This window comes from Paenibacillus sp. FSL L8-0708, assembly GCF_038009325.1.
Taxonomy (GTDB): domain Bacteria; phylum Bacillota; class Bacilli; order Paenibacillales; family Paenibacillaceae; genus Paenibacillus_AQ; species Paenibacillus_AQ odorifer.
Genome location: NZ_JBBPBC010000001.1, coordinates 4943019 through 4965373, shown reverse-complemented (window position 1 = coordinate 4965373; position 22355 = coordinate 4943019). Strand labels below are relative to the sequence as shown.

22 protein-coding genes are annotated in these 22355 nt (G+C 42.5%); 18 read left to right on the top strand and 4 right to left on the bottom strand.

Annotated features, from left to right (window positions below):
* Positions 1 to 42: 42 nt before the first annotated feature.
* Positions 43 to 2115: a serine hydrolase domain-containing protein gene (locus tag NYE58_RS23730; protein WP_341003152.1), complete on the top strand. Its 2073-nt coding sequence runs from the start codon at positions 43 to 45 to the stop codon at positions 2113 to 2115.
* Positions 2116 to 2171: 56 nt separating this feature from the next.
* Here the strand turns inward: NYE58_RS23730 and NYE58_RS23725 are convergent, their stop codons facing one another.
* Positions 2172 to 2603, bottom strand: coding sequence for a flavodoxin domain-containing protein (locus NYE58_RS23725; protein WP_076182970.1), 432 nt, complete (start codon positions 2601 to 2603; stop codon positions 2172 to 2174).
* A gap of 428 nt (positions 2604 to 3031) precedes the next feature.
* Between NYE58_RS23725 and NYE58_RS23720 the strand changes: the two genes are divergently transcribed.
* Positions 3032 to 3373, top strand: coding sequence for a DUF4181 domain-containing protein (locus NYE58_RS23720; RefSeq protein ID WP_076127294.1), 342 nt, complete (start codon positions 3032 to 3034; stop codon positions 3371 to 3373).
* Between the two features lie 328 nt (positions 3374 to 3701).
* Positions 3702 to 5260, top strand: a protein-coding gene (locus NYE58_RS23715) for an IS3 family transposase (RefSeq protein WP_341001598.1) whose coding sequence is annotated in 2 segments (ribosomal slippage) — positions 3702 to 4335 and positions 4335 to 5260 — 1560 coding nt in all. Because the reading frame shifts where the segments join, the coding sequence is not laid out codon by codon here.
* Between the two features lie 89 nt (positions 5261 to 5349).
* On the opposite strand, the gene NYE58_RS23710 is transcribed toward NYE58_RS23715, so the two are convergent.
* On the bottom strand, positions 5350 to 6159 hold the full coding sequence (locus tag NYE58_RS23710) for a lipase family protein (protein WP_341003151.1): 810 nt from the start codon (positions 6157 to 6159) through the stop codon (positions 5350 to 5352).
* A gap of 133 nt (positions 6160 to 6292) precedes the next feature.
* Between NYE58_RS23710 and NYE58_RS23705 the strand changes: the two genes are divergently transcribed.
* The 5 genes from NYE58_RS23705 (at position 6293) to nagA (ending at position 11901) form a co-directional block, all read left to right on the top strand.
* Positions 6293 to 7582 (top strand): L-cysteine desulfidase family protein, encoded by a 1290-nt coding sequence (locus tag NYE58_RS23705; RefSeq protein ID WP_341003150.1) that lies wholly within the window; start codon positions 6293 to 6295, stop codon positions 7580 to 7582.
* A gap of 199 nt (positions 7583 to 7781) precedes the next feature.
* Positions 7782 to 9248, top strand: coding sequence for a protein adenylyltransferase SelO (locus NYE58_RS23700; protein ID WP_341003149.1), 1467 nt, complete (start codon positions 7782 to 7784; stop codon positions 9246 to 9248).
* Positions 9249 to 9286: 38 nt separating this feature from the next.
* Positions 9287 to 9769 (top strand): DinB family protein, encoded by a 483-nt coding sequence (locus NYE58_RS23695; RefSeq protein ID WP_076276125.1) that lies wholly within the window; start codon positions 9287 to 9289, stop codon positions 9767 to 9769.
* Between the two features lie 175 nt (positions 9770 to 9944).
* Positions 9945 to 10730, top strand: coding sequence for a DeoR/GlpR family DNA-binding transcription regulator (locus NYE58_RS23690; protein ID WP_076276126.1), 786 nt, complete (start codon positions 9945 to 9947; stop codon positions 10728 to 10730).
* A 22-nt stretch (positions 10731 to 10752) separates the two neighbouring features.
* Complete coding sequence (nagA, locus tag NYE58_RS23685; protein WP_076276127.1) at positions 10753 to 11901, top strand: N-acetylglucosamine-6-phosphate deacetylase; 1149 nt, start codon at positions 10753 to 10755, stop codon at positions 11899 to 11901.
* Here the strand turns inward: nagA and NYE58_RS23680 are convergent.
* Together NYE58_RS23680 and NYE58_RS23675 are read right to left on the bottom strand one after the other, a co-directional pair.
* Positions 11890 to 12660: an AraC family transcriptional regulator gene (locus NYE58_RS23680; RefSeq protein ID WP_341003148.1), complete on the bottom strand. Its 771-nt coding sequence runs from the start codon at positions 12658 to 12660 to the stop codon at positions 11890 to 11892. The genes nagA and NYE58_RS23680 overlap by 12 nt on opposite strands.
* 19 nt (positions 12661 to 12679) lie before the next feature.
* Positions 12680 to 13261 carry a LysE family translocator gene (locus tag NYE58_RS23675; RefSeq protein WP_341003147.1) on the bottom strand — a complete coding sequence of 194 codons (582 nt, stop codon included), beginning with the start codon at positions 13259 to 13261 and terminating at the stop codon, positions 12680 to 12682.
* A 116-nt stretch (positions 13262 to 13377) separates the two neighbouring features.
* Between NYE58_RS23675 and NYE58_RS23670 the strand changes: the two genes are divergently transcribed.
* The 10 genes from NYE58_RS23670 (at position 13378) to NYE58_RS23625 (ending at position 22327) form a co-directional block, all read left to right on the top strand.
* Entirely contained in the window at positions 13378 to 13932 is a 555-nt protein-coding gene (locus NYE58_RS23670) for a GNAT family N-acetyltransferase (RefSeq protein ID WP_076218421.1), read from the top strand.
* 190 nt (positions 13933 to 14122) lie between these two features.
* Entirely contained in the window at positions 14123 to 14602 is a 480-nt protein-coding gene (locus NYE58_RS23665; RefSeq protein ID WP_038572158.1) for a DUF6530 family protein, read from the top strand.
* A gap of 42 nt (positions 14603 to 14644) precedes the next feature.
* Complete coding sequence (locus tag NYE58_RS23660) at positions 14645 to 15004, top strand: GIY-YIG nuclease family protein (protein WP_038572157.1); 360 nt, start codon at positions 14645 to 14647, stop codon at positions 15002 to 15004.
* Positions 15005 to 15193: 189 nt separating this feature from the next.
* The gene (locus tag NYE58_RS23655; RefSeq protein ID WP_076190676.1) at positions 15194 to 16192 is read left to right on the top strand and encodes a Gfo/Idh/MocA family protein; all 999 of its coding nucleotides are present in this window, start codon (positions 15194 to 15196) and stop codon (positions 16190 to 16192) included.
* 2 nt (positions 16193 to 16194) lie between these two features.
* Positions 16195 to 17112 carry an AraC family transcriptional regulator gene (locus NYE58_RS23650; protein ID WP_248548564.1) on the top strand — a complete coding sequence of 306 codons (918 nt, stop codon included), beginning with the start codon at positions 16195 to 16197 and terminating at the stop codon, positions 17110 to 17112.
* A gap of 17 nt (positions 17113 to 17129) precedes the next feature.
* Complete coding sequence (locus NYE58_RS23645; protein WP_341003146.1) at positions 17130 to 18212, top strand: Gfo/Idh/MocA family protein; 1083 nt, start codon at positions 17130 to 17132, stop codon at positions 18210 to 18212.
* Positions 18213 to 18349: 137 nt separating this feature from the next.
* Complete coding sequence (locus tag NYE58_RS23640; RefSeq protein WP_076127275.1) at positions 18350 to 19054, top strand: response regulator transcription factor; 705 nt, start codon at positions 18350 to 18352, stop codon at positions 19052 to 19054.
* 3 nt (positions 19055 to 19057) lie between these two features.
* A complete protein-coding gene (locus tag NYE58_RS23635; RefSeq protein ID WP_341003145.1) occupies positions 19058 to 20443 on the top strand; it encodes a sensor histidine kinase in 1386 nt (461 codons plus the stop codon).
* Positions 20444 to 20533: 90 nt separating this feature from the next.
* The gene (locus tag NYE58_RS23630; protein WP_341003144.1) at positions 20534 to 21067 is read left to right on the top strand and encodes a hypothetical protein; all 534 of its coding nucleotides are present in this window, start codon (positions 20534 to 20536) and stop codon (positions 21065 to 21067) included.
* Positions 21068 to 21205: 138 nt separating this feature from the next.
* Positions 21206 to 22327, top strand: a complete 1122-nt coding sequence (locus NYE58_RS23625; protein WP_341003143.1) for an FtsW/RodA/SpoVE family cell cycle protein — start codon at positions 21206 to 21208, stop codon at positions 22325 to 22327.
* The last annotated feature ends 28 nt before the right edge of the window (positions 22328 to 22355 follow it).

The following is a 22355-nucleotide window of genomic DNA, read 5'->3' as shown; positions in this document are numbered from 1 at the left end:
TTATCCTTTAAAGGATGACGATTTCATATCGGGAGGTTATGTATGAAGAAAAATTTGGCATCCTTATTAGTTGCATTGCTTCTATTGGTGTATGTCCCTACTAGTGTTTTAGCAGCGGATAGCAGCAAAGGGCAAACGTATGTGAACACTCAGAAAGTGGCAGCAGAGAAGGCGGCGTTCTTAACGGAGAAGCTGGGGACGACTAGTCTCCAATATGCTCTTATTGATGGCGATAATATCGTTGTGAGCGGTCAATCTGGATTTAGCCATGTGGAGAGTAAGACAGCACCAAGCGTCACAACGATGTATGGTATTGGCTCGACGAGTAAAATGTATACAACAGCTTCTATTATGAAGCTCGTTGAGCAAGGAAAAGTAGATTTGGACGGTTCAGTCGTATCTTATTTGAATAATTTTACGATGGAAGATTCTCGTTATAAGCAAATCACTGTACGGATGCTGTTGAATCATTCATCAGGTCTTGCTGGCTCGAACTTATCCAATTCTTTCTTATTTAATGATTCCGATCCTATTGCAAAAGATAGTTTGCTAGAGACTTTGTCAACACAACGTCTGAAGGCCGATCCAGGCGCCTACTCAGTATATTGTAATGATGGATTTACGTTGGCTGAGTTGATTGTTGAAAAGGTCAGTGGCACGGACTTTACCACATTCATTCATCAAAATTTCACAGAACCTCTAGGGCTTGAACATACGAAAACGCCTGTAGATTCTGTAGCTTCTTCTCAGCTGGCTAGTGTCTATAATGCTACCTACTTAGCAGCTTTACCCAAAGAAACCATTAACGTGATTGGAACAGGTGGTATTTATTCCACTGCTGAGGATTTGGTGCGTTTTGCAACTATTTTTACAGGCCAATCGACTGGCATTTTGTCAGAAAAGTCTGTAAAAGCGATGGAACAAGAGGAATATAAGCGTGGAATATGGCCTAAAGGAGCCGATAATTCGTTAGCTTATGGATTAGGCTGGGACAGTGTGAACTTATATCCATTTAATCAGTACGAAATCAAGGCTTTGACAAAGGGTGGAGATACAGGTCTGTATCATACCTCATTAGTTGTACTGCCCGAGCAGCGGATGGCAGCAGCAGTAATATCTTCTGGCGGATCAAGTACAACGGACCAGATGCTTGCCAACGAAATTTTACTCAGCGCTTTACAGGAAAAGGGAGTTATTAAGGAACTGAAAGCTACACCTACATTTAAAACTTCGAACAAAGAGGATATGCCGCAAGAATTGCTAAACTATGCGGGTGTCTATGGTGATTCTACGCAACTGATGAAGATAGAGGTTAGTAAAACTGGGGAATTGAGTATATCTTCAATTATAGCTCCTACAATGCCGGCGCAGAAATTTTCCTATAATTCGAACGGAGAATTTTTAGATGCAGAGGGTACAAGTAAAGTTAGCTTTGTGAAGGAGAGCAATGGCCGTATCTATCTTTGGAGTCAAGGGTATGGGGTGATTCCAGGACTTGGTGAAACTGCCGTTACCCAATATGCAGCTGAGAAGCTTGAACCTAATGCCCTATCTCAAGAGGTCACTACTGCATGGCAGCAGCGCCAAGGGAAATTGTATTTTGATGTCAGCGAGAAGTACAGCTCCCAATATTACATGAGTATGCCGGTAGCTGGAATCGCTATGTTCCCTGACGCACCTGGTTATATGGGCTCGAATAAAATAACAGGACCTAATAAAGCAGAAATGACCGTGCAAATCCCAACCATCGCTGGGCGCGATCTTGCGGATCTTATTTTTGAAGAGAAAAATGGTGTGGAGTATTTAAAGATTGGCAATCAATTGTTTATACATCAAGATGCGGTTAAACCTATTTATGCAGGCCCGCAATCTATGGTAACTATCCAATCAGATGGATATGCTAGATGGTATGGAGTTCCTGAAACGGCAACAGGTAAGATAATGACAGTAGAGCTGCCAACCAAAAGTTCCTTTGCCGTCTATGATGAGAATGGTGTATGTGTGAATTACTTCACCATTAGCGGTCTTAAACAAGTCAAACTTCCTAGCAACGGCAAAATTGTATTTGTAGGTGATGTCGGTGCGAAGTTTGAAGTGACCCTCAAGGCGCAATAAACGTATATAAAAAAAGAATCCTGTTATCAAGATTTTCGTCTTGGTAACAGGATTTTTTATTTGAAATTTTGTGAGAATTCTCTTATTTTATCTACCAGTATCCCTTTGAGCTGATCAGTACCTTCCTTTGGAGCCTTATAGGCCTTATAACCTCCAAAAGATTCAATACAAATCGCAGCTTCTTTCAGATCATCAGGGAAATTTTTCTCTATTAATTCTTCGGTTTTCTTAGGTTTCTCGTTGCAAATGTAGTAGCCCATCTTCTTAGTCAGTAACTCATCTTTATTTTTTTTGATAAAGTCACGAATGGCTTTATATATTTTTTCATCTCTTACTCCTGCTCCTAAAATAATGCTATCAAATGCCTCGATATCTGGCTTTTCTAGTTCGATATTGCAAATTTTGCTCTGAGGTAGCTCTTCTGATAATACTTTTGCACATTGTTCTGTTGCTCCAGATTTTGTAGCGTATAGAATAAGTACTGCCATTGTGTTCCCTCTTTTCAGTTAAGATTAATCGCGTTCCCGCATAGAAAAAAAGTCTCGCATATCAATTATCTCGATTATCAAGATATAGTATATTTTATCGAATATACTGATCATTTGTCAAGCCAACGGCAAGCTCCTGAGTGTTAATTAGATATCCTTATTATGGTATCATGGGAATAATATTAATCTAATGCTAACTATATCTTTAATGAAATATACAAAAATAAGAGGAGTGAAAGTAAATTGGGGATCATCGTAATGCTAATCATCTATTTGTTGCTTGGAATATTTGTGATTAAAGTAGGCATCGATAACTCTAGAAGTACACAACTATCAAAAGAAATATTAAATGAGTTAAAAGAAATCAAAGAACTAATGATCAGAAATAAATACGAATGAATTCTATATAAGAGTGGAGGTGAACGAAAGTGAAAATTGGACTTATACTTATAATACTTGCTTTTTCTAACCTATTTCTAAGGATATGGATTGTTGGCCCGGATAAAGAAAAACTTCCTGAAGACGGTTATGAGCTTAATATAAAAGGGAAGCTTATACTTGCACTTGTGGGATTAATTACGGGGATTGTGATAATAATTGCCGATGGCCCAGAGGGTACGGTTATGAAGTGGTTTTGGATTGTAGTTATAATAGTAGCAATAGGATTTCAGTCGTTTATCGACTGGAAATTTCTAAAACATACGAAACAGCACATAGTTTCACTTATTCTGTTAGTCCTAGGTGTGGTATTAGTTTATTTTATATTCTGATCTAGTTTCATTCGTACCGGTATCGGACCCAGATGATGTTAATTGCTAAATAATCGCCTTTTGGGCAGCGTTTCGGACTCCAGTGCAGCTATTCGTTAGAAAGTGACTTATATTACGGGTTTTTTATGCCATTAGTGGCCCTGGGGTCCGATGGAATTCTTAAAGTGGAAATATACTGCTGTTAGTGTCGATGGAGTCCGTTAGTGACTTTGTGACTGCTGATGGTTTCGAATCATACGAAGAAAAGAGGTGTTCCGGCAGTGATATGCTCCCCATATAGTAGACAGGTGAAATAATAAAAACCTGTCGCTGTATGGGGAGCATTTTTATGGAACAAAAGAAGTTTACAGCACTGGAAAAGTTAACGATTCTCCAAGAAATTGAACGGGGCGACATTGGTTTGAAAACTGCGGCCCGGAAGTATGGAATATCCAAAAACTCATTAGTGAAGTGGCGGCAACGTTATCAATTGTATGGATACGAAGGGCTGGAAGTCCGAAGCTACAATCGTACATATTCTGCAGAACTTAAACTCCATGCCGTTAAGGACTATCTCGAGGGAGGATTATCGCAAAACCAAATCATCTGCAAGTATAAGATTGCAAGTTCAACCCAACTCGCCAACTGGATTAGGAAGTATAATGGTCATAGCAACAGCTTAACAGCTCATTCAGGAGGAACTAAAGCTATGACCAAAGGACGCGTAACCACTTGGCAGGAACGGATAAATATCGTGCTGTACTGCCTTTCGAACAGAGAAGACTATGCGAAGACGGCAAGCCATTTTCACGTGTCTTACCAACAAGTATATAGCTGGGTAAAGAAGTACGAAGCTGGTGGTGAAGAGGCGTTACGAGACGGTAGAGGACGCACTAAAGCGCCTGAAGAACTTACGGAAGCAGATCGCCACAAACTCGCGATGCAAAAGCTGGAATACGAGAATGCACGCCTGCGTGCGGAGAATGCTTTTCTAAAAAAGTTAGAGGAACTCGAAAGGAGGAGGCGTTAAGGACCATTCGCCAGGTGAACATCTACCTGGCCATTCAGGCCGTTCAGCAGGAACAGTCTTGCTCCATTCGGCTTTTGTGTGACATCGCAGGGATATCACGGTCAAGTTATTACAAATGGTTGAATCGCAAACCCAGTTCTCGAGAGGCTGACAACGAGAAACTGACAGAGGCTATGCTCCTCTTGTATGAGAAGGTGGAACGAACCTTTGGGTATCGCCAATTGACCCTGCATTTGCGCAGACAAATGGATAAATCTATTAACGCAAAGCGAGTGTATCGGCTGATGAGATGCCAAGGCATCCAGTCAGTCATCCGCAGAAAGAGAAAGAAGTATGTAGGCTCCACACCTCAGCAGGTTGCAGAGAATGTGCTGAACCGTAATTTTGAGGCTGAAGCTCCAAACCAAAAATGGGTAACGGATGTAACGGAATTCAAATACGGCAACGGCAAGAAGGCGTATTTAAGTGCAATAAAAGATCTGTATGACAAGTCGATTGTTGCTTACGTTCTGGGTCATTCCAATAATAATTCGCTAGTTTTTAACACACTGGAATTAGCTTTGAAGGCAGCACCGGGGAGCCGAACCTTACTCCATAGCGACCGTGGTTTTCAGTATACCTCTCTGCATTTTAAAAAGATGCTGGACGATGTAGAACTGAAGCAAAGCATGTCCCGAGTAGGCTGCTGCATTGACAATTCGCCGATGGAATCCTTCTGGGGAACATTGAAATGTGAGAAGTACTACTTACATTCCTACCAGACCTTTGAAGAACTCCAAACAGATATTGATACCTACATTCATTTTTACAATAACGAACGGTTACAGGCAAAACTAAACGGCCTCAGTCCCATTGAATTTAGGACTAAGGCCGCTTAAACTACTTTTATTTTTTGTGCTGTCTACTTGACGGGGTGCAGTTCACAGCCAGCATATGGCTTGTTGGGCACCTCCTTTTTGTGTTCACATTATACTTCTGCTTTCGTAGCCACGAGTGGACAGAATCCAGGGTTCGTTATACATAATTCTTGAGCGAATTCCGGTTGGAGCTTGGAGAGCTCGGCGAAATAGCTGCTGATTACGTGATTACCACTTGTAGATCCATTCTGGAAAGACAGTGAGTTAAAAGTATGGACATGATTGTAATAATACTTTTTTTCCCGTTTGGGGAGCTTATAGACATGTGGAGGTGCGTAGGTTACAACATCAAAAAGATTGGTATACCGGTAACTCTTCCGCACATATTGTTTGAAAATATTAACGAAGTCCGGATCACCTACCCGTGGGGAACCATAAGTATATAGGTTAGGTGAGGTGTAAGAGGTATTTGCCGCAATATCTAAGGTACATAAGGTGGCGAGCGCTCCACCGAGGCTGTGGCCCGTAATGTATAAGGTCTTGTCAGGAGATAGCTTGGAGAGCGCAGAGAAGATGCCGTCCCGAGCTGAAGAATAAATGTTGGTGAAGCCACGATGGGTGAGAGAGTCTTCTTTAAGATATTTGAACCGTTCCTGTGAAGCGAGGACGTTGGATATCCAATTGGTCGTCGTACTGGTTCCCCGAAAAGCGATAATAATCTCTTGTGGAGACTCCAAAATAAAGCCGAAACGTTCCCATACATTATTGAAGGATTGTGCTTCAATGGGATGACATAGCTGATAATCTAATGGAATGACGAAAACTCCATCTATATTTGAAAATTGTGTATAGGTTTGCCCGCAGACTGCAGCTAGAAAGATCGCCCTTTGCTCTTGCTCATCCCTCTTACTCACGTACATCCCGCCTTTCTTTCCTACACTATATTAGGGGGATGCAGGAGTGATTCCTAAGAAAAAGGATTCCCTGAAACTTCTCTCTGAGTTACTATATATAAATAAGTCCAACAGCGAGAGAAAAGGGGGAAATGCATACATGAGCAACTTATTGGAAATTTTACACAAGGAAGTCGTGCCGGCAGAAGGCTGTACGGAGCCGATTGCAGTTGCGTATGCCGTCTCCTTGGCGGCAGAGCTTCTCGAGGAAGAAATTACGGGGATTCAGCTGCATCTCAGCGGTAATATTATCAAAAATGCAATGGGAGTGGGCATTCCCGGGACAGGCCAGACAGGCCTGCCCATCGCAGCAGCCCTTGGAGCGGTGGTCGGCCGTTCTCACAAGGAGCTGGAAATTCTGTCAGGTCTGACGCAGGCTGAGTTGAAGATGGCAAATGACCTGCTGGATAGAAAGCTGCTAAAAGTGGAGATAAAGGACACTCCTGAGAAATTATATATTGAAGCCCAATTGTTTACGCAGAATCATACGGCGACTGCCATTATTGCCAGAGAGCACACCCATATAGAATATTTAGCTCTGGACGGGGAGAAAATAACACCCCGGAATTCAAAAGCCGACTGTGGCAAGCCTGGTCTTTCCGACACGGAAGAGTATGCGGGCTCAGTTGACCAGATATTCGAGTTTATCTGTACCGCTCCTTTTTCAGACCTTAGCTTTCTCTTGGAAGGGGCGCGGATGAACAAAGCGATCTCTGATGAGGGATTGCGAGGCGATTATGGCTTGCAAGTAGGTAAGAAAATGAATCAGCAATCTGCGGTGAATCTGTTCGGCAATGATGTAGCGAACAGAATTATCGCGGCTACCGCAGCGGCTTCAGATGCTCGAATGGATGGCAGTGCAATGCCTGTGATGACAACTGCAGGCAGTGGCAATCAAGGCATCGCCTGTACGCTTCCCGTTATTGCTCTGGCGGAATTGCTGGACAAAGATGAAGAAATGCTAGCTCGGGCGCTTGCACTGAGCAATCTGGTCACTGTGCACATCAAACATTATATCGGGCGTTTGTCCCCATTATGTGGTTCAGGGATTGCAGGGGGAGTAGGAGCAAATAGCGGGATCATTTATCTCATGGGCGGCAGTCTTGAGCAGATCAAGCATGGGATACAGAATACGATAGCTTCTTTGTCAGGCATGATCTGTGACGGTGCGAATTCTACCTGTGCGCTGAAGATTTCCACCTCCACTAATACGGCGATCCAGGCAGCCACACTGGCTATGAACAACATTGCTCCTACAACCAAGGATGGTGTAATTTTCGAAGAGGTGGAAGATACCATCCGCAACATGGAGCGTTTGGTTCAGGAAGGGCTGGCGGATACTGACAAGACCATTCTCAATATTATGCTCTCCAAAGGCGTAGCGAATTAGCCTCCAAATAAGTTGAAAACAAGATAGAACATCATAATTAAGACCGCCGGGTTCCCTGCATAAAATGGCAGGAAGCCGGGCGGTCTTTGTAACACTTCGGCAAAAACATAGGTCTGCGAGAAGATTTGCATTAAATTTTAACATAACTTATTCTGAGTTAATAAAGGCATAGAGACTGAGGGTATAAAAAGGAGATAATATGACAGAGAAAATAGATATAGGCTGGAATTTTGCGAACAGTTATACTCAACTGCCGGAATCAATGTTTACAAGGATTAAGCCAACGCCTGTGGGTAAACCGGAACTGATTATTTTTAATGAACCATTGGCTGCTACTCTTGGGCTGAACAGCACCGCACTACAGAGTAAGGAGGTTCTTGGGATTCTTGCCGGCAACGAAGTTCCTGAAGGTACCCTGTCGCTTGCGCAAGCTTATGCTGGACATCAATTCGGACATTTTACCATGTTGGGAGACGGTCGAGCAGTGCTGCTGGGCGAACAGATCACCCCTCAAGGTGATCGTGTAGATATTCAATTGAAGGGTGCGGGAAGAACCCCATACTCTCGTGGTGGCGATGGCCGGGCAGCGCTTGGGCCGATGTTACGCGAATATATCATCAGTGAAGCTATGCATGGACTTGGGATTCCTACGACTCGCAGCTTGGCGGTGGTAGCTACAGGGGAGTCGCTAATTCGGGAAACGGAACAGCCGGGGGCGGTTCTGACCCGGATTGCTGTCAGTCATTTGCGTGTTGGAACTTTCCAATATGTTGCTGCATGGGGGACTGTGGAGGATCTGCGTATTCTGGCTGATTACACGTTGCAAAGACATTATCCAGAAGCTCCTGTGGAAGATAATCCATATCTTGTTCTGCTTCGGGAAGTAATGGAACGTCAAGCAGCGCTAATTGCTAAATGGCAGCTTGTAGGTTTTATTCACGGAGTGATGAATACTGATAATATGGCCCTTAGCGGAGAAACGATTGATTATGGTCCATGTGCCTTCATGGATGTGTATAATCCTGAGACAGTATTTAGTTCCATAGACCAGCAGGGTCGTTATGCTTACCACAATCAGCCCGGGATTGGCGCATGGAATCTCGCCAGATTTGCCGAGACTCTCTTGCCATTGCTGGCTGACGATCAGGCACAGGCGATTAAGCTGGCTGAGGAGGCAATTTCAGATTTTTCGGAGCGGTCCTATCAATATTGGCTAACGGGAATGAGAGCGAAGCTGGGAATCTTTAACGAAGAGTTAGAGGATGTTGCTCTGATTGATACCCTCCTTGAACTGATGCAAAAATATCGGGCTGACTACACTAATACATTTCGGTCCTTAACTTTAGGCGTAACGGAAGATGCTGATCTGTTTGGCACCCCTGAATTTAAGCAATGGAATGAGCTATGGCAGGCGCGGCTTAGCAGGCAGCAGGAATCACAATCCTCTTCACAGAAGCTGATGCATAGCAGCAATCCTGCGATTATTCCGCGGAACCATCGTGTAGAAGAAGCGCTTGAGGCTGCGGTAGAGCGGGAAGATTACGATGTGATGGAGAGGTTACTTCAAGCTTTGACTAACCCATACGCCTACTCCTCTGAACAAGAGGAATACTCGGCACTTCCTGAGGAATCCGCATGTCCATATCGTACATTCTGCGGTACTTGATTTGCATATAATTTATCTGGAAAATGGGGGAAGGAAGAATGTTTCATGCTTATGATGTTCTAGCCAACCAGTTGCTGGCCAATGCGAATGATCCGAGTTGGTATGTGCCCCTTGAAGTGGCGGTTAAAGACTTAAGTGAAGAAGAAGCTTTTTGGAAGGTAACGGAAGAAAGCAATAATATTGCTGAGATTGTGCAGCATCTTCTTTACTGGAATGAAACTTGGCAAACAAGGTATAAAGAAGCCAGTGTTCAGGCGGTTCCTCCAGTGGATAGTAATAATAATACCTTTGTCGTTGCAGAAGGGAAAACGTTCGAAGCGCTGCAAAAACAACTTTTAGAGGTTCTTTTACACTGGCAGGAATTGATTAAGAAAGAACAATTGGAAGCTGATGTTCAAGGATTTCCAGACAGTAAATGGTGGGAAGTCCTCGGAAATGTAACAACCCATAATGCTTATCATGTGGGCCAAATTGTTTATATTCGAAAGATACAGAAGAGCTGGAACCGCGATGTGAAGTGACATTGTGAAGTGAATCCTAAAGAATAGACATTTTAAAGGCGTTAGCGGATGCACATTCATCTGGCTTTCGTCTTTTTTTACGCATTAATACTTATATATACTTAATTAATAACTTATAAATGCTTGTAAATACTTATAAAATGACTTATGATGACTTTAGGAGGTGAATTTCATTATGTATCAAGAGGAACGATTATTAAAAATACTCGAATATTTGAAACAACACCAATCGATGAGTGTTCAAGATATCTGTACGCAATTTGAAGTCTCAAGAGATACTGCCCGACGGGATATTGTTAGGTTAGTACAAGAGGGCGTCGTTGTTCGGACGCATGGCGGTCTAGCGTTACCTGAATTGCAAAAAGAATTATTATCTTATCAAGATCGTTTGATCGATGAATCCGAGAGTAAGCAGAGAATAGGGAAGATCGCGGCCGGGCTTATCCAAGATCGTGAGACTGTAATTTTAGACGTATCGACCACTGTACAGTTTGTTGCAGAACAAATTAGTGCGCAGGATATTACGGTTGTCACGCACTCGATAGATAATGTAGGGATTTTATCCCATCGCGAGGATCTGCAAATTTATGTACTTGGTGGTTACTTGAATGTGAAAAACCGCTTGTTATATGGTTCTTCCATTATCGATAAACTTAGTGAAATTCGTGCGGATAAAGCCTTTATTGGAGCATCGGCGATCTGTGCTGATGGACTCTATTATCCTTATGAAGAAGATGCGCGGGTAAAAAGAGAAATGGCTCGAAGATCTGATCAAGTGATTTTAGTAGCGGATCACACCAAATTTAATGCTAAATCCTTTTATCGGCTAGACTTTGATTTCGTTGATATTTTAGTTACAAATCGAGAGCTTCCAATCGAGATCAGAGAAGTTCTAGATCAGAAGAACATCACAGTTATTGAGTGCCTAGATGAAGCTGAAGAGGTTCGAAATCAAGAGTGATAACGAATGGAGGAGAATGTTTATGACTTATATTTTGCAAAATGTACAAGTAGTGCTTCAGAATAGTATAGTTTCAGCGGCCAATGTATGGATTTCTGAAGGAAAAGTGATGAGGATAGACTCAGGAGATATTTCCATCCCAGAGGGTGGGTATGAACGGATTGATGGCGGAGGGCATTTGTTAGTGCCCGGAATGATAGATGTGCATATTCATGGCGCTAACGGGTTTGATATGATGGACGGTACTGAAGAGAGTATTCAAGAAGTATCGAAGGCTTGTGCAGCATCTGGTTGCACCTCATTTCTGGCTACCTCTGTGAGTTCTACGATGGAGGATCTTTTAGAGATGATTCGTAGTGTCAAACGTGTAATTGGGTATGAAGTGGGAGCAAAGATCGCAGGCATTCACTTAGAGGGACCTTATCTAAACCCCAAGAGAAAAGGAATGCAAAATGAAAAGTATCTGCGGCATCCTAACTTAGAGGAAATGAAGCTCATTTTCCAAGAAGCTGGATCACTCATAAAAATGGTTACGATTGCTCCTGAGCTGCCGGGAGGCATGGAGCTTCTTTCCTTTTTGAAAGAACAGGGAGTAGTGATAGCGATTGCTCATTCGGATGCCACATATGAGGAAGCCAAACAAGCTTTTGCCGCTGGGGCAAGTCATGTTACGCATTGTTTTAATGGCATGCGGCCGATCCATCATCGAGATCCGGGGATTGTGGTTGCCGCTTTCGAAGAGAAGCATGTGAGCCTGCAAGCTATTGTGGATAATGTCCATCTGCATCCTGCAATTATCCGCTTGATGCATACCATGAAAGGACCGGAAGGAATGGTCTTGATCACAGATGCCTTACAGGCAATGGGGTTAGGGGATGGAAATTATATATTTGGAGGACATCAGGTTACGGTATCTGGTGGCATAGCGCGATTGGAAGATGGCACGCTGGCCTCCAGTACAGTTACCATGAATGAAGCCTTACGTTATACTGTCGAAACTGGAATTTCGCTCACAGATGCCGTGCAAATGGCTTCAACTACACCTGCCAATATTCTTGAACTTCAACAAAAGGGGACGATTACCTCTGGCTTGGATGCTGACCTGGTTCTCTTGGATGATGAATTCAAAGTGCTCTGGACAATGGTAGGAGGGCAGATCTTACAGCTGTGACCGGTATTCATGTGCGGTTATTCCGAATACGCTTTTAAAATGCCTGTTCAGATGAGTTAGATCCACAAATCCGCAATCTACAACAGCTGCATAGATATCCTTGGTTCTCTCAATGGACTGCTTGGCACGCTCTACCTTGCAATTTAAGAAAAATTGATAGGGTGATATTCCTGTGAGTGTCTTAAACTCGCGAATAAACTGATATTTGGATAGACCAAACTCTGTGCAGAGATCGTCCAGCTTCAGCACATGGTCTAAACTGCAGTACATCATTTCCTTTGCTTTTTTAAGAAATTTATTATTCGTTCTGCGATCGGTAACTATTTCAGTATTGGATACTAAATGAACCAGAGTGAATAACAGTTCACTGCACAAAGACTCCTCTTTGCCATTCTGAATGGCATGGTTTAGGGCTAATATGCACTGCGCCAAATTGTCATCGTATAAGATAGGAGTGGCGAAGCGGAGTTCTTTTTTTCTTAATATCTCTAACATTAGGGTTGGCTTAATATAAAGCATGACATAATCAATGCCACCTTTATCATACGCATTGCCATCATGCGTTTGTTCTGGATTAAACAACATTACGCCATTTTTATGAGAGGATTGCAAACTACCGTCAAGATTATATTGCTGAATGCCACGAAGGGTCACACCGAGTGCATATTCCTCATGGCAATGTTTTTTATAGGTGAAATCAGAAAGGCTGGCGGATAAGGACAGAATCTCTGCTGACTTTTTATAGTTAAATTTCTCCACGTTCTTAACCTCCGCGACTTTATAGGATTCCCGATATCATAATGGCCGAGTATAGTAAAAACAGTGCCATCACGGTATTTAGAACTTTTTGATGATTTTTCATAAATGTTCTGAAGATTGTCCCAAATACAACCCATGTCGTAAATGCAAAAAATCCGATCACAGTTATAATTATAACAAATATAAACAAGGCAAGCGAAGAGGTATAGAATGGCATTACGTAGTTGGGAATAACCGTTAGTGTAAATACTAGCACTTTAGGATTCACAAGCTGCATAAGCACGCCTGAGCGGAAATTGGCATTGGGGTCAGGCTGGTCTTCCATTGAACCCATTTTAAAGATTTTATAAGCAAGGTAGAGCATATATAAACTCCCAATGATTTGCATAATGATCAGGATATTTGGGATGATTTCTACTAGAATACGGTTCAGCAGAGTAGAAATGATAAGTAATAAGCCAAAAGCCAGCGTGGATCCGTATACATACCCCATTGATTTTTTAGCCCCGGAATGCTGCACCGAAGAAAGAATAACAATATTGGTAGGACCGGGTGTAAATGTAGCGACAACGCAATAGATCAGAAAGGACAATATATTCATGATGACCTCCAGTAAAGTAGTTCTATGAATATAAACCTTTCAGTCTGAATGCTGATAGTATATTATTGCAGGGTTTTTAAGAATTCCGGCCGGGAATAGAAGAGGTGTCCGAATCAATGAATAAGAGTAATCCAATGACCATAAGCACGCTTTCTCCAGATGATTTTGAATCCACATGCTCTGTTTTTGAAACTTCAATCCAAGATGCCTTTGAAAAAGAAGGGCTTGATCATTTACAAGACGATATCCAAAGTGAAATAGATCATAAAAAGCAAATGGTGATGACTTCACTGGATACTACGACTGGGGAGCCTTACTTCCTTCTTGCAAAAATAGAAGAGCAGGTTGTCGGTACGATTTCCTTTGGACCTTGTGGCGAAGATATTCAAACCTGCACGGATCATCAGTTAGATGAAATAGGGGAATTGGGCAGTCTATACATTATGCCAAGTTATCAGGGCCAAGGTGTGGGTTCAGCCTTAATTAAGGAAATGATGATATTTCTAAAAAAGCAAGGGGTAGAGCAGTTTTGTCTGGACAGCGGTTATAAACGTGCACAGGTCAGGTGGCAACGTAAATTTGGGCAGCCTTATAAAGTAGTAGAAGACTATTGGGGACCTGATTCTGTCCATATGGTTTGGTTTTGTAATGTGAATGATCATTTAAGCTAGAGATATATTTTACATGAAAATAACAGTCCCTTTGCTGCGCGCAGAGGGATTTTTTGTTTTGTTGGATAAAACGGGTGTAATGTCGTTTGACAGATGACCTTTTGCCGGGTAATATGAATCTTATATTTAGTAAATTAGTAATTTAGTAAATGAGTAAATTAGTAAATCATAAAATGGAGAGTGACTAATCATGAAAATCCCAACAACTCTAAAACATAAACCTGTAGTCGTGTCAGAAAATTACGAGCAGGTTGATGGCCGCTATGCCGGGGACACAGATGCAAAAGGTCTGTCCCTAGGATTAGCACAATGGAACGATAGAGGAAAGGTCGACATCTCAGCAAAGGTATGGAGACATACAGGGGACAAATGGTCGAGACAGTCCGAAGAGCTGCCAATGCACAGAGTGCTTGACCTGGCAATTTTGATTTGCAGAAGTAGTTTGTATTTTCAAGAGGCCTATCGTTTTCCAAAAATGTATGATCCCGAGAGCCCTATGATTGATCGTATTGGACTGCAGGGAGATGCAATGAGTGTATCTGTATGTGCAGATAATCCCATGATTGATAATGATATTAAGCTGTTCGCTCAGGCGCTTAGTGATGATGGTGAAATGATCGGAGAACGACTTTCGGTATTGTCCCGTTTATTAAAAGAAATGGGGTACTGAAATTTAGCAGAATGGCCTGTGAAAGGAGAATCATAAATTATAATGGACAAAAGTAAACGTAAAGAACTTCAGGAGCAATATAAGCAGCTCAAGACGTACATGGGTGCTATTCAAATTACAAACAAAAGAAGCGGGAAAATATTCGTTGACAGCTATCCCAACCTGAAGAATAAATGGATGACTATACAGATGCAATTAGATATGGGCAGATTTGCGAATGCAGAGCTGCAAAAGGACTGGAAGGAACTTGGAGCAGAAGCCTTCAGCTATGAGGTGTTAGAGCAGAAGGAGTCAGAAGACGTAACCGACGTGCGCTGGGAGCTTAAACTATTGAAAAAGAAGTGGTTCGAGAAACTGCAGCCCTTTGATGACAAAGGATATAATAAGCCACTAACCCATTAAGCCAAGTATAAAGAAACCTTTAGCTTTTATAGCAAGGGTTTCTTTTTTTAGGGATCGTATTTCACTCCGGATTTTATGTGTCGTAATATTATATATGTTTTGTCGCATTTTCCTACTAAAAAAGCTGTTTATTATGTGTTATTTTTATAGCAGATGTCAGAATAACATATATACGGGAGGCACAAGTAAATGACCATTAGAATTGGTAAGCTCAGCTATTGGCATGTGCATGCATGGGATTATACCAAGCAAGCTCAGGAGCATGAAGATACCGTATTAGCTGCAGTTTGGGACGAAAACGTAGAGCGTGGGAACAAAGCTGCGGAAAGCTTGAATATTCCTTTTTTTGAATCACTGGATGATCTGCTTGCGCAAGAGGATATAGATGCCGTTATCGTGGATGCACCAACGAATATGCATAGAGACGTAATCGTGGCTGCGGCCAAGGCGGGCAAACATATTTTCACAGAAAAAGTTATTGCCCCAACGTTAAAAGAAGTTAACGCAATTATCGCAGAAGTTAACGAGAACAAAGTGAAGCTAACGGTCTCCTTGCCTCGTTTAAATGACGGCTATACATTAACTATTCAAGAGATTCTAAGTCAGGAGCTGCTCGGCAAGATTACTTACGTTAGAGTTCGCTTATCCCATAACGGAGCAACGGAAAGCTGGCTTCCTAATCATTTCTTTAGTTTGGAGCAATGTGGAGGCGGAGCTTTGATTGATCTTGGCTGTCATCCCATGTATTTGGCGAAGCTTTTCTTAGATCAAGATGTGACTGGGGTTAGTGCTAATTTTGGGTATGTAACCGGTAAAGAAGTGGAAGATAATGCTGTAGTGACATTATTTACGGATTCAGGAGCAATTGGTGTGGTGGAGGCTGGTTTCGTGAATAGTCATTCGCCGTTTACTATCGAGGTGCATGGAACTGAAGGAACGCTGCTTTACGGAACACCAGAGAATAAGCTTCTTCTTAGAACGAACAAATCCACGGATAAAGAAGAAGGCTGGAAAGAAGTAGCCCTGCAAAGCAATCGTGAAAGCGCCTTCCATCAATGGGTTGATCATATTCAAAATAATACACTCGCCACTCAAAATGTTGAAATGGCAGTTGAGCTTACCAGATTAATGGAGGCGGCGAACCGCTCGGCTAAAGAAGGCTGTGTAATTCCGATTGGGAGGACTTAACGTTGAGCAGCTTTCCCTATGAGATGATGTTTGAGAAGCAGGACATGCTTGAAAGATTGGATATCACGATTCTATGGGGACATTACGAGATTACAGTGTTTAGATTTCATTTGACATCTTTTCCACCGGGCAGAGTAGTCGAGTTCCATAATCATTCTGAATTTGAGTTTCATTTCATTCCGCGCGGGAAGGGAGAAGTCATTCTTGGGGATCAAAAGTATCCTCTGTCAGAGGGAATGTTCTATCTAACCGGACCAGGTGTCATGCATCGTCAAGAGGCAGCCGCAGATGAATCCATGGAAGAGCTATGCCTGCATGTTGACATCAAGAAGAGGATCCGGGATGATGCTGATCTTTGGGAGGTTGCGGAAGCTGAGACCTGTGTGGAGAAGCTGAAGTGTTTACCCTTGGTCCCAGCACAAGATTATCACGGGGCTATGAAGTGTTTTCGAGAAGCGTACGAAGCATGCGATGGGAAGTTGACCGGATATTATACTTCAATTAAGCATCTCGTGATTAGTATTTTATTAAAGGCCGTTAGAGCGTATGATTCAGGCGGGATCCGCACGGAGGCGCCGGTTAGAGATATGCTGACTTACCGGTATCAATACGCAATGCAATATATGGAAGCGAATTATTCAGGAACGGTTACCTTAGAAAATGTTGCGGAAAAGCTGAATATTAGTTCAAGGCAGCTGCAGCGGGTGTTTAAGCAAGTAAATGCAGAACAATCATTCAGTAGGGCGCTTGAGGACATCCGATTGCAAGCGGTCTGCCGCAAGCTTGAAGAAAGCAATTATCCGATAGAACAAATCGCACAGTCGGAAGGGTTTACCAATGCTACCTATTTGCATATTGTCTTCCGCAAGCGGTTAGGCATGACACCGGCAACTTATCGAAACAGCAAACAAATCCATTAGAGGTGAGGGTGAAGGATATGAGTAAGGTTTTTCGTGTAGGGATTATTGGATGTGGTGGTATTGCGAATGGCAAACATCTTCCAAGCTTGAGCAGACAAAGTAAGGTTGAGATCGTGGCTTTTTGTGACATTATTAAAGAACGTGCTGAAGAAGCAGTGGAGAAATACGGAAATAATAAAGCTACTGTCTATACGGATTACACTGAACTATTAAAAGATCAATCCATTGATATTATTCATGTGCTTACGCCTAATGATGTCCATGCGGAAATATCAATCGCTGCACTAGAAGCCGGAAAACATGTGATGTGCGAAAAACCAATGGCTAAGACAGCGGCAGATGCCAAACGAATGGTTGAAGCAGCGAAACGTACAGGCAAGAAGCTGACCATTGGATATGACAACCGATATAGAGAAGACAGCTTATATTTGAAAAAAGCCTGTGAGTCCGGAGAGCTTGGTCATATCTATTTTGCAAAAGCACATGCCATCAGACGGAGAGCCGTACCGACCTGGGGAGTATTTCTTGATGAAGAGAAACAAGGCGGCGGTCCGCTTATCGATATCGGAACTCATGCGCTGGACCTAACCCTTTGGATGATGGATAACTATAAACCTAAAGTCGTGCTTGGCACTAAATATCATGAACTTTCACAAAAAGAAGAAGCCGCCAACGCATGGGGACCGTGGGACCCTAAAAAGTTCACCGTGGAGGACTCAGCCTTTGGAATGGTCGTAATGGAGAATGGCGCAACAATCATGCTGGAAGCGAGCTGGGCTCTGAATTCACTAGACGTACATGAAGCGAAATGCAGCTTAAGTGGGACGGAAGCAGGCGCAGATATGAAGGACGGACTTAGAATTAACGGAGAGAAATTCAGCAAGCTGTACACTAATAAAATTGAGCTTGGGGCAGGCGGCGTTGCCTATTATGAAGGAAAAGCTGAAAGTGCTCCGGATATAGAATTAAGAAAGTGGATTGAAGCGATTGAACAGGATAAGGACCCGGTTGTAACTCCTGAACAGGCTTTTGTTGTTTCGCAAATATTGGAAGCTATTTATGAATCGGCGCAGACCGGCAAGGCTGTGTATCTGGATTAGATTTTGACAACTATAGCGATTTAGAGTAATATCCACTTGTGATTTAATTATAGGGATCTGAGACAAGACTCTCTCTTTACCGGGAGAGTTTTTTTGTTTTTTACTTGTTTAGACTCTGGGTAATAGGGGTGGAAATCGTGGATACTATTGATCGCAATCATGTGCTTATTGTGGAAGATGACGATAATATTAGACGTTTTATATCTATAAATTTAACGAATAACGGGTTTGTGGTTAGTGAAGCTGCTTGTGGAGAAGAAGCCTTGCAGAGCTTTGAGGTGAGCCGTCCAGATGTTCTGGTTCTGGATATCATGTTGCCTGATTCTAATGGGTTCGAAATATGCCGAAAGCTAAGAGAGAAAGACGCTGGGGTCATCATCATTTTCTTAACCGCTCGTGGACAGGATATGGACAAAATCAATGGCCTTGAAATGGGCGCTGACGATTACATTGTTAAACCTTTTAATCCATTAGAATTGGTAGCACGTATTAAAGCGATTTTGCGCCGTACAGAATCAGCTCTCAAGCCGCAAAAAACGATACTTCAAGCTGGACCGATTCGGCTGGATCTGAATGCAAACAAGATGTTTAAGCAGGATGACAGCATTGAATTAACTCCGAAGGAATTTCAGATGATGAAGACCTTTCTGGAGCATCCGGATACAGCACTCTCTAGGAATGAATTAATGAATCTTGTCTGGGGAGAGGATTATATTGGAGATCCTAAGACGGTAGATGTTCATGTGCGTAAGTTAAGAGAGAAAATTGAGGTTGATCCTTCTAATCCGCTTTGGATTGAGACGGTATGGGGGCTCGGATACCGCTTTAGAAAGGATGGTTGAAGAATGGGGATTCAGAAAAGATTAGTAGGAAGCTATTTTGTAGTCATCTGTCTTACTGTGCTCATTCTTGAAATCATTCTTAATGTATCTGTGCGATATTATTATTTTCATAACATAGAGGAAACCCTGATGAATCAAGCAGAGCTATCGGCTTCTTTTTTTCAGCAATACTTTGGGGACCAGGATCTGGAGGAACAATCGGATAGGTTACTGAAGGGTTTTGCGAGTCATTCCGATGCACAGGTACAGATTATTAATGTTGAAGGCCGGCTGTTGCAGGATTCAAATGGACTTCAAGGCGATCTTACTATGACTGAGTACATAGATGTGCAAGCAGCAATAAAAGGGCAGCCCGGCAGTTGGAAAGGTGCGGACTCTAACACAGAGGAAGCGATTTACGCGGTATCCTATCCTTTACAAGCGAATGGAAACATCGTGGGGGGAGTCAGATTTATCACGTCCTTAACGGAAACTATACATACAGTTAAACAGATTACGGTTTTACTGATCGGGGTGGGGATCATCGTCATTGGCATTGTCACCTTACTTGGATTATTACTGTCTTGGACCATAACCAGATCCATTAAAGATTTGAAGCAGGCAGCAGACCAGATGACCGAAGGTGATTTTAGCATCAGAGTGCATAAGCGCTATCAAGATGAGCTGGGTTCATTGGCGGATACGTTAAATATGATGGCAAGTCGAATCTCCAAGAGTGAACAGCTTAAGAATGATTTTATCGCTTCCGTATCCCATGAACTGCGAACACCCTTGACCTCGATCAAAGGTTGGGCAATTACCTTAAAGGCGAGTGAGGTGAGTAATCAACCTCTGTTTTATGATGGGCTTGATATTATTGAATCCGAAAGTGACAGGTTAACTAATATGGTGGATGAATTGTTGGATTTCTCCAAGTTGGATAACGGAAGAATCGCCGTTCACTTCACATCTGTGGATCTAACAGAACTACTGCAGCATATCGGCAGACAACTTACCCCTAGAGCGACCCGACAAGGCATCTCACTAGATGTAAAAATAGAAGAACATCTGCCAGTGATTCAAGCTGACGAGAATCGTGTGAAGCAAGTCATGATTAATCTCATTGATAATTCACTCAAATTTACTGGTTCATCAGGTCGAATCTTTATCACCGCTCATACGGTTCCAGGGAAAGTCGTGATTTCTGTAGAGGATACAGGCTCAGGCATCGCTGAGACGGATTTAGAGAATGTGCGGCAAAAATTCTACAAAGGGGATCAACAGGCTTCGGGCAGCGGCTTGGGATTATCCATCTCGGAACAGATCATTAAATTGCATCATGGAGAGCTGCGAATAAGCAGCACTTTAGGCAAAGGAACGATTGTCCATTTTGACTTACCGATAGAATAAGAATTCAAATTTAACTATTTCATAACCACTTTCATCTCTTTCACAGATAAAATACTATATATGCGGACAAGCGAGGAGTCGATGATCCAAATGCCGAGCAAATTCATAAAAATAGGTACCCTGTTGACAACTTTATTTTTGCTCGGAGGATGCGGAGTCCCGGCGACACCCGGAGAGCTGATTAAACCTCCATCATCAGAAGCAAATCTGCAGCGAGACAAAACGAGCCAGGAATTTATTAAGTGGCTTCCAGACAAAGCTCAATTGATAACTCCGATGAAGGGACAAGAAGATAATGCCATCTCCTTTGGCGATATGGATGGAGACGGAATCGACGAAGCTGTAGTTGTGTATGAGTACAGTAAAAACAAAGGATACGCTATAAAAGCAATGTTGTTGAGGCAGGAAAATGAAGCTTGGCAGAAGATTTCCGAGGTCGAGGGGTTTGGGTATGGTCTAGATTATGCCGGATTCTTTGATGTTGATGAAGATGGCCATAACGAGCTCGCGCTTGGCTGGTCATTGGGTGAGGCTGGGAATGGTCTGGATATTTATACGCTAAGTGAAGATAAACTTAAGCTGTTATCGAAGAAGGCGTATCAGGGCAAATTTGATCTGAGGTAATCATTTAACCTAATCATCCGCAGCGCTTCATTGAGAAAAAAGAAGTAAAAGTGCTCAGCGGATTATTTATAATGCCCATTTTCATGTATATATCCCCTACACAACAAGAAAACTACAGAAATTAAATAGAGGTTGTAAATGCTTATCTCTACCAAAATTGCAAAGCTGGACAGATCCGTACTTTTTCTCACCACCTGCTTAGTTGGCATGGGTACTGTTGCTATTTATGAAGCGACTACGGATACGCGGTTAGACGGTCTTTACATAAGTTATTTGTATTTATTTGCTTTATTTTGCCTACCCATGTTATTCATTGCTTTGGTAGATTATAAGATTCTATTAGGCAGGTTAGCCTATCTCTTTTATGGCGTGGGCATAGGTTTACTAGTACTAGTCAAGCTGGTTGGAGAAAACCTCAATGGTGCTGTGCGTTGGTTAAGTATTGGGAGCTTTCAGCTTCAGCCCTCCGAGCTGGCTAAAATATGTACGGTGCTGCTCATTGCTCATCTATTAGGTACACGAGAGGGCCAGCGGCTGCGATTTTTTCAAGATTTAGTGCCGGTCTGTTTCGTTTTTTTAATTCCTTTCATTTTAATAATGGATCAGCCCGATTTGGGTACAGCACTCGTATTTGCTGGCATATTACTTAGTATGCTGTGGATTGGTAACATCAGTGCTCTATATATGATTCTGATCCTTGGTGTTGTGATTATTTCGATCGGCACGATACTATGGCTGTATTATGCTAACTTCGACCTGTTATCCAAGATTGTCGAGCCCCATCAACTGTCACGAATCCAAGCTTTTTTGGACCCGCAGAGCGATCCAGATAAGTCTTGGCATGTGAAAAACGCAATGATAGCCATTGGCTCCGGAGGATTATCGGGCAGTGAAGGTATTTTTTTGCGAAAAGGATATATTCCATATGCGTATTCCGATTCGATCTATGTAGTCATCGGGGGGAAATACGGTTTTATAGGTTCATCCGTGCTGCTGATGCTTTATTTGCTGCTCGTGTACCGAATGATCTTTATTGCGCTGGATAGTAGGGACCGTGCGGGTACCTATATTGTCACCGGGTTTATCGCTATGTTCATCTTTCAAGTTTCCGTTAATCTTGGGATGCATATTGGGTTACTGCCCCTAACGGGGATTTCATTGCCTTTTATTAGTTATGGAGGCAGCTCATTGCTAACTAATATGATAGCGATTGGCATAGTGCTAAGTGTTAAAGTTCATAAGGATGAAAGCGCTGATTGAATAAGCTATTGGAACTGAGTGGAGGAAA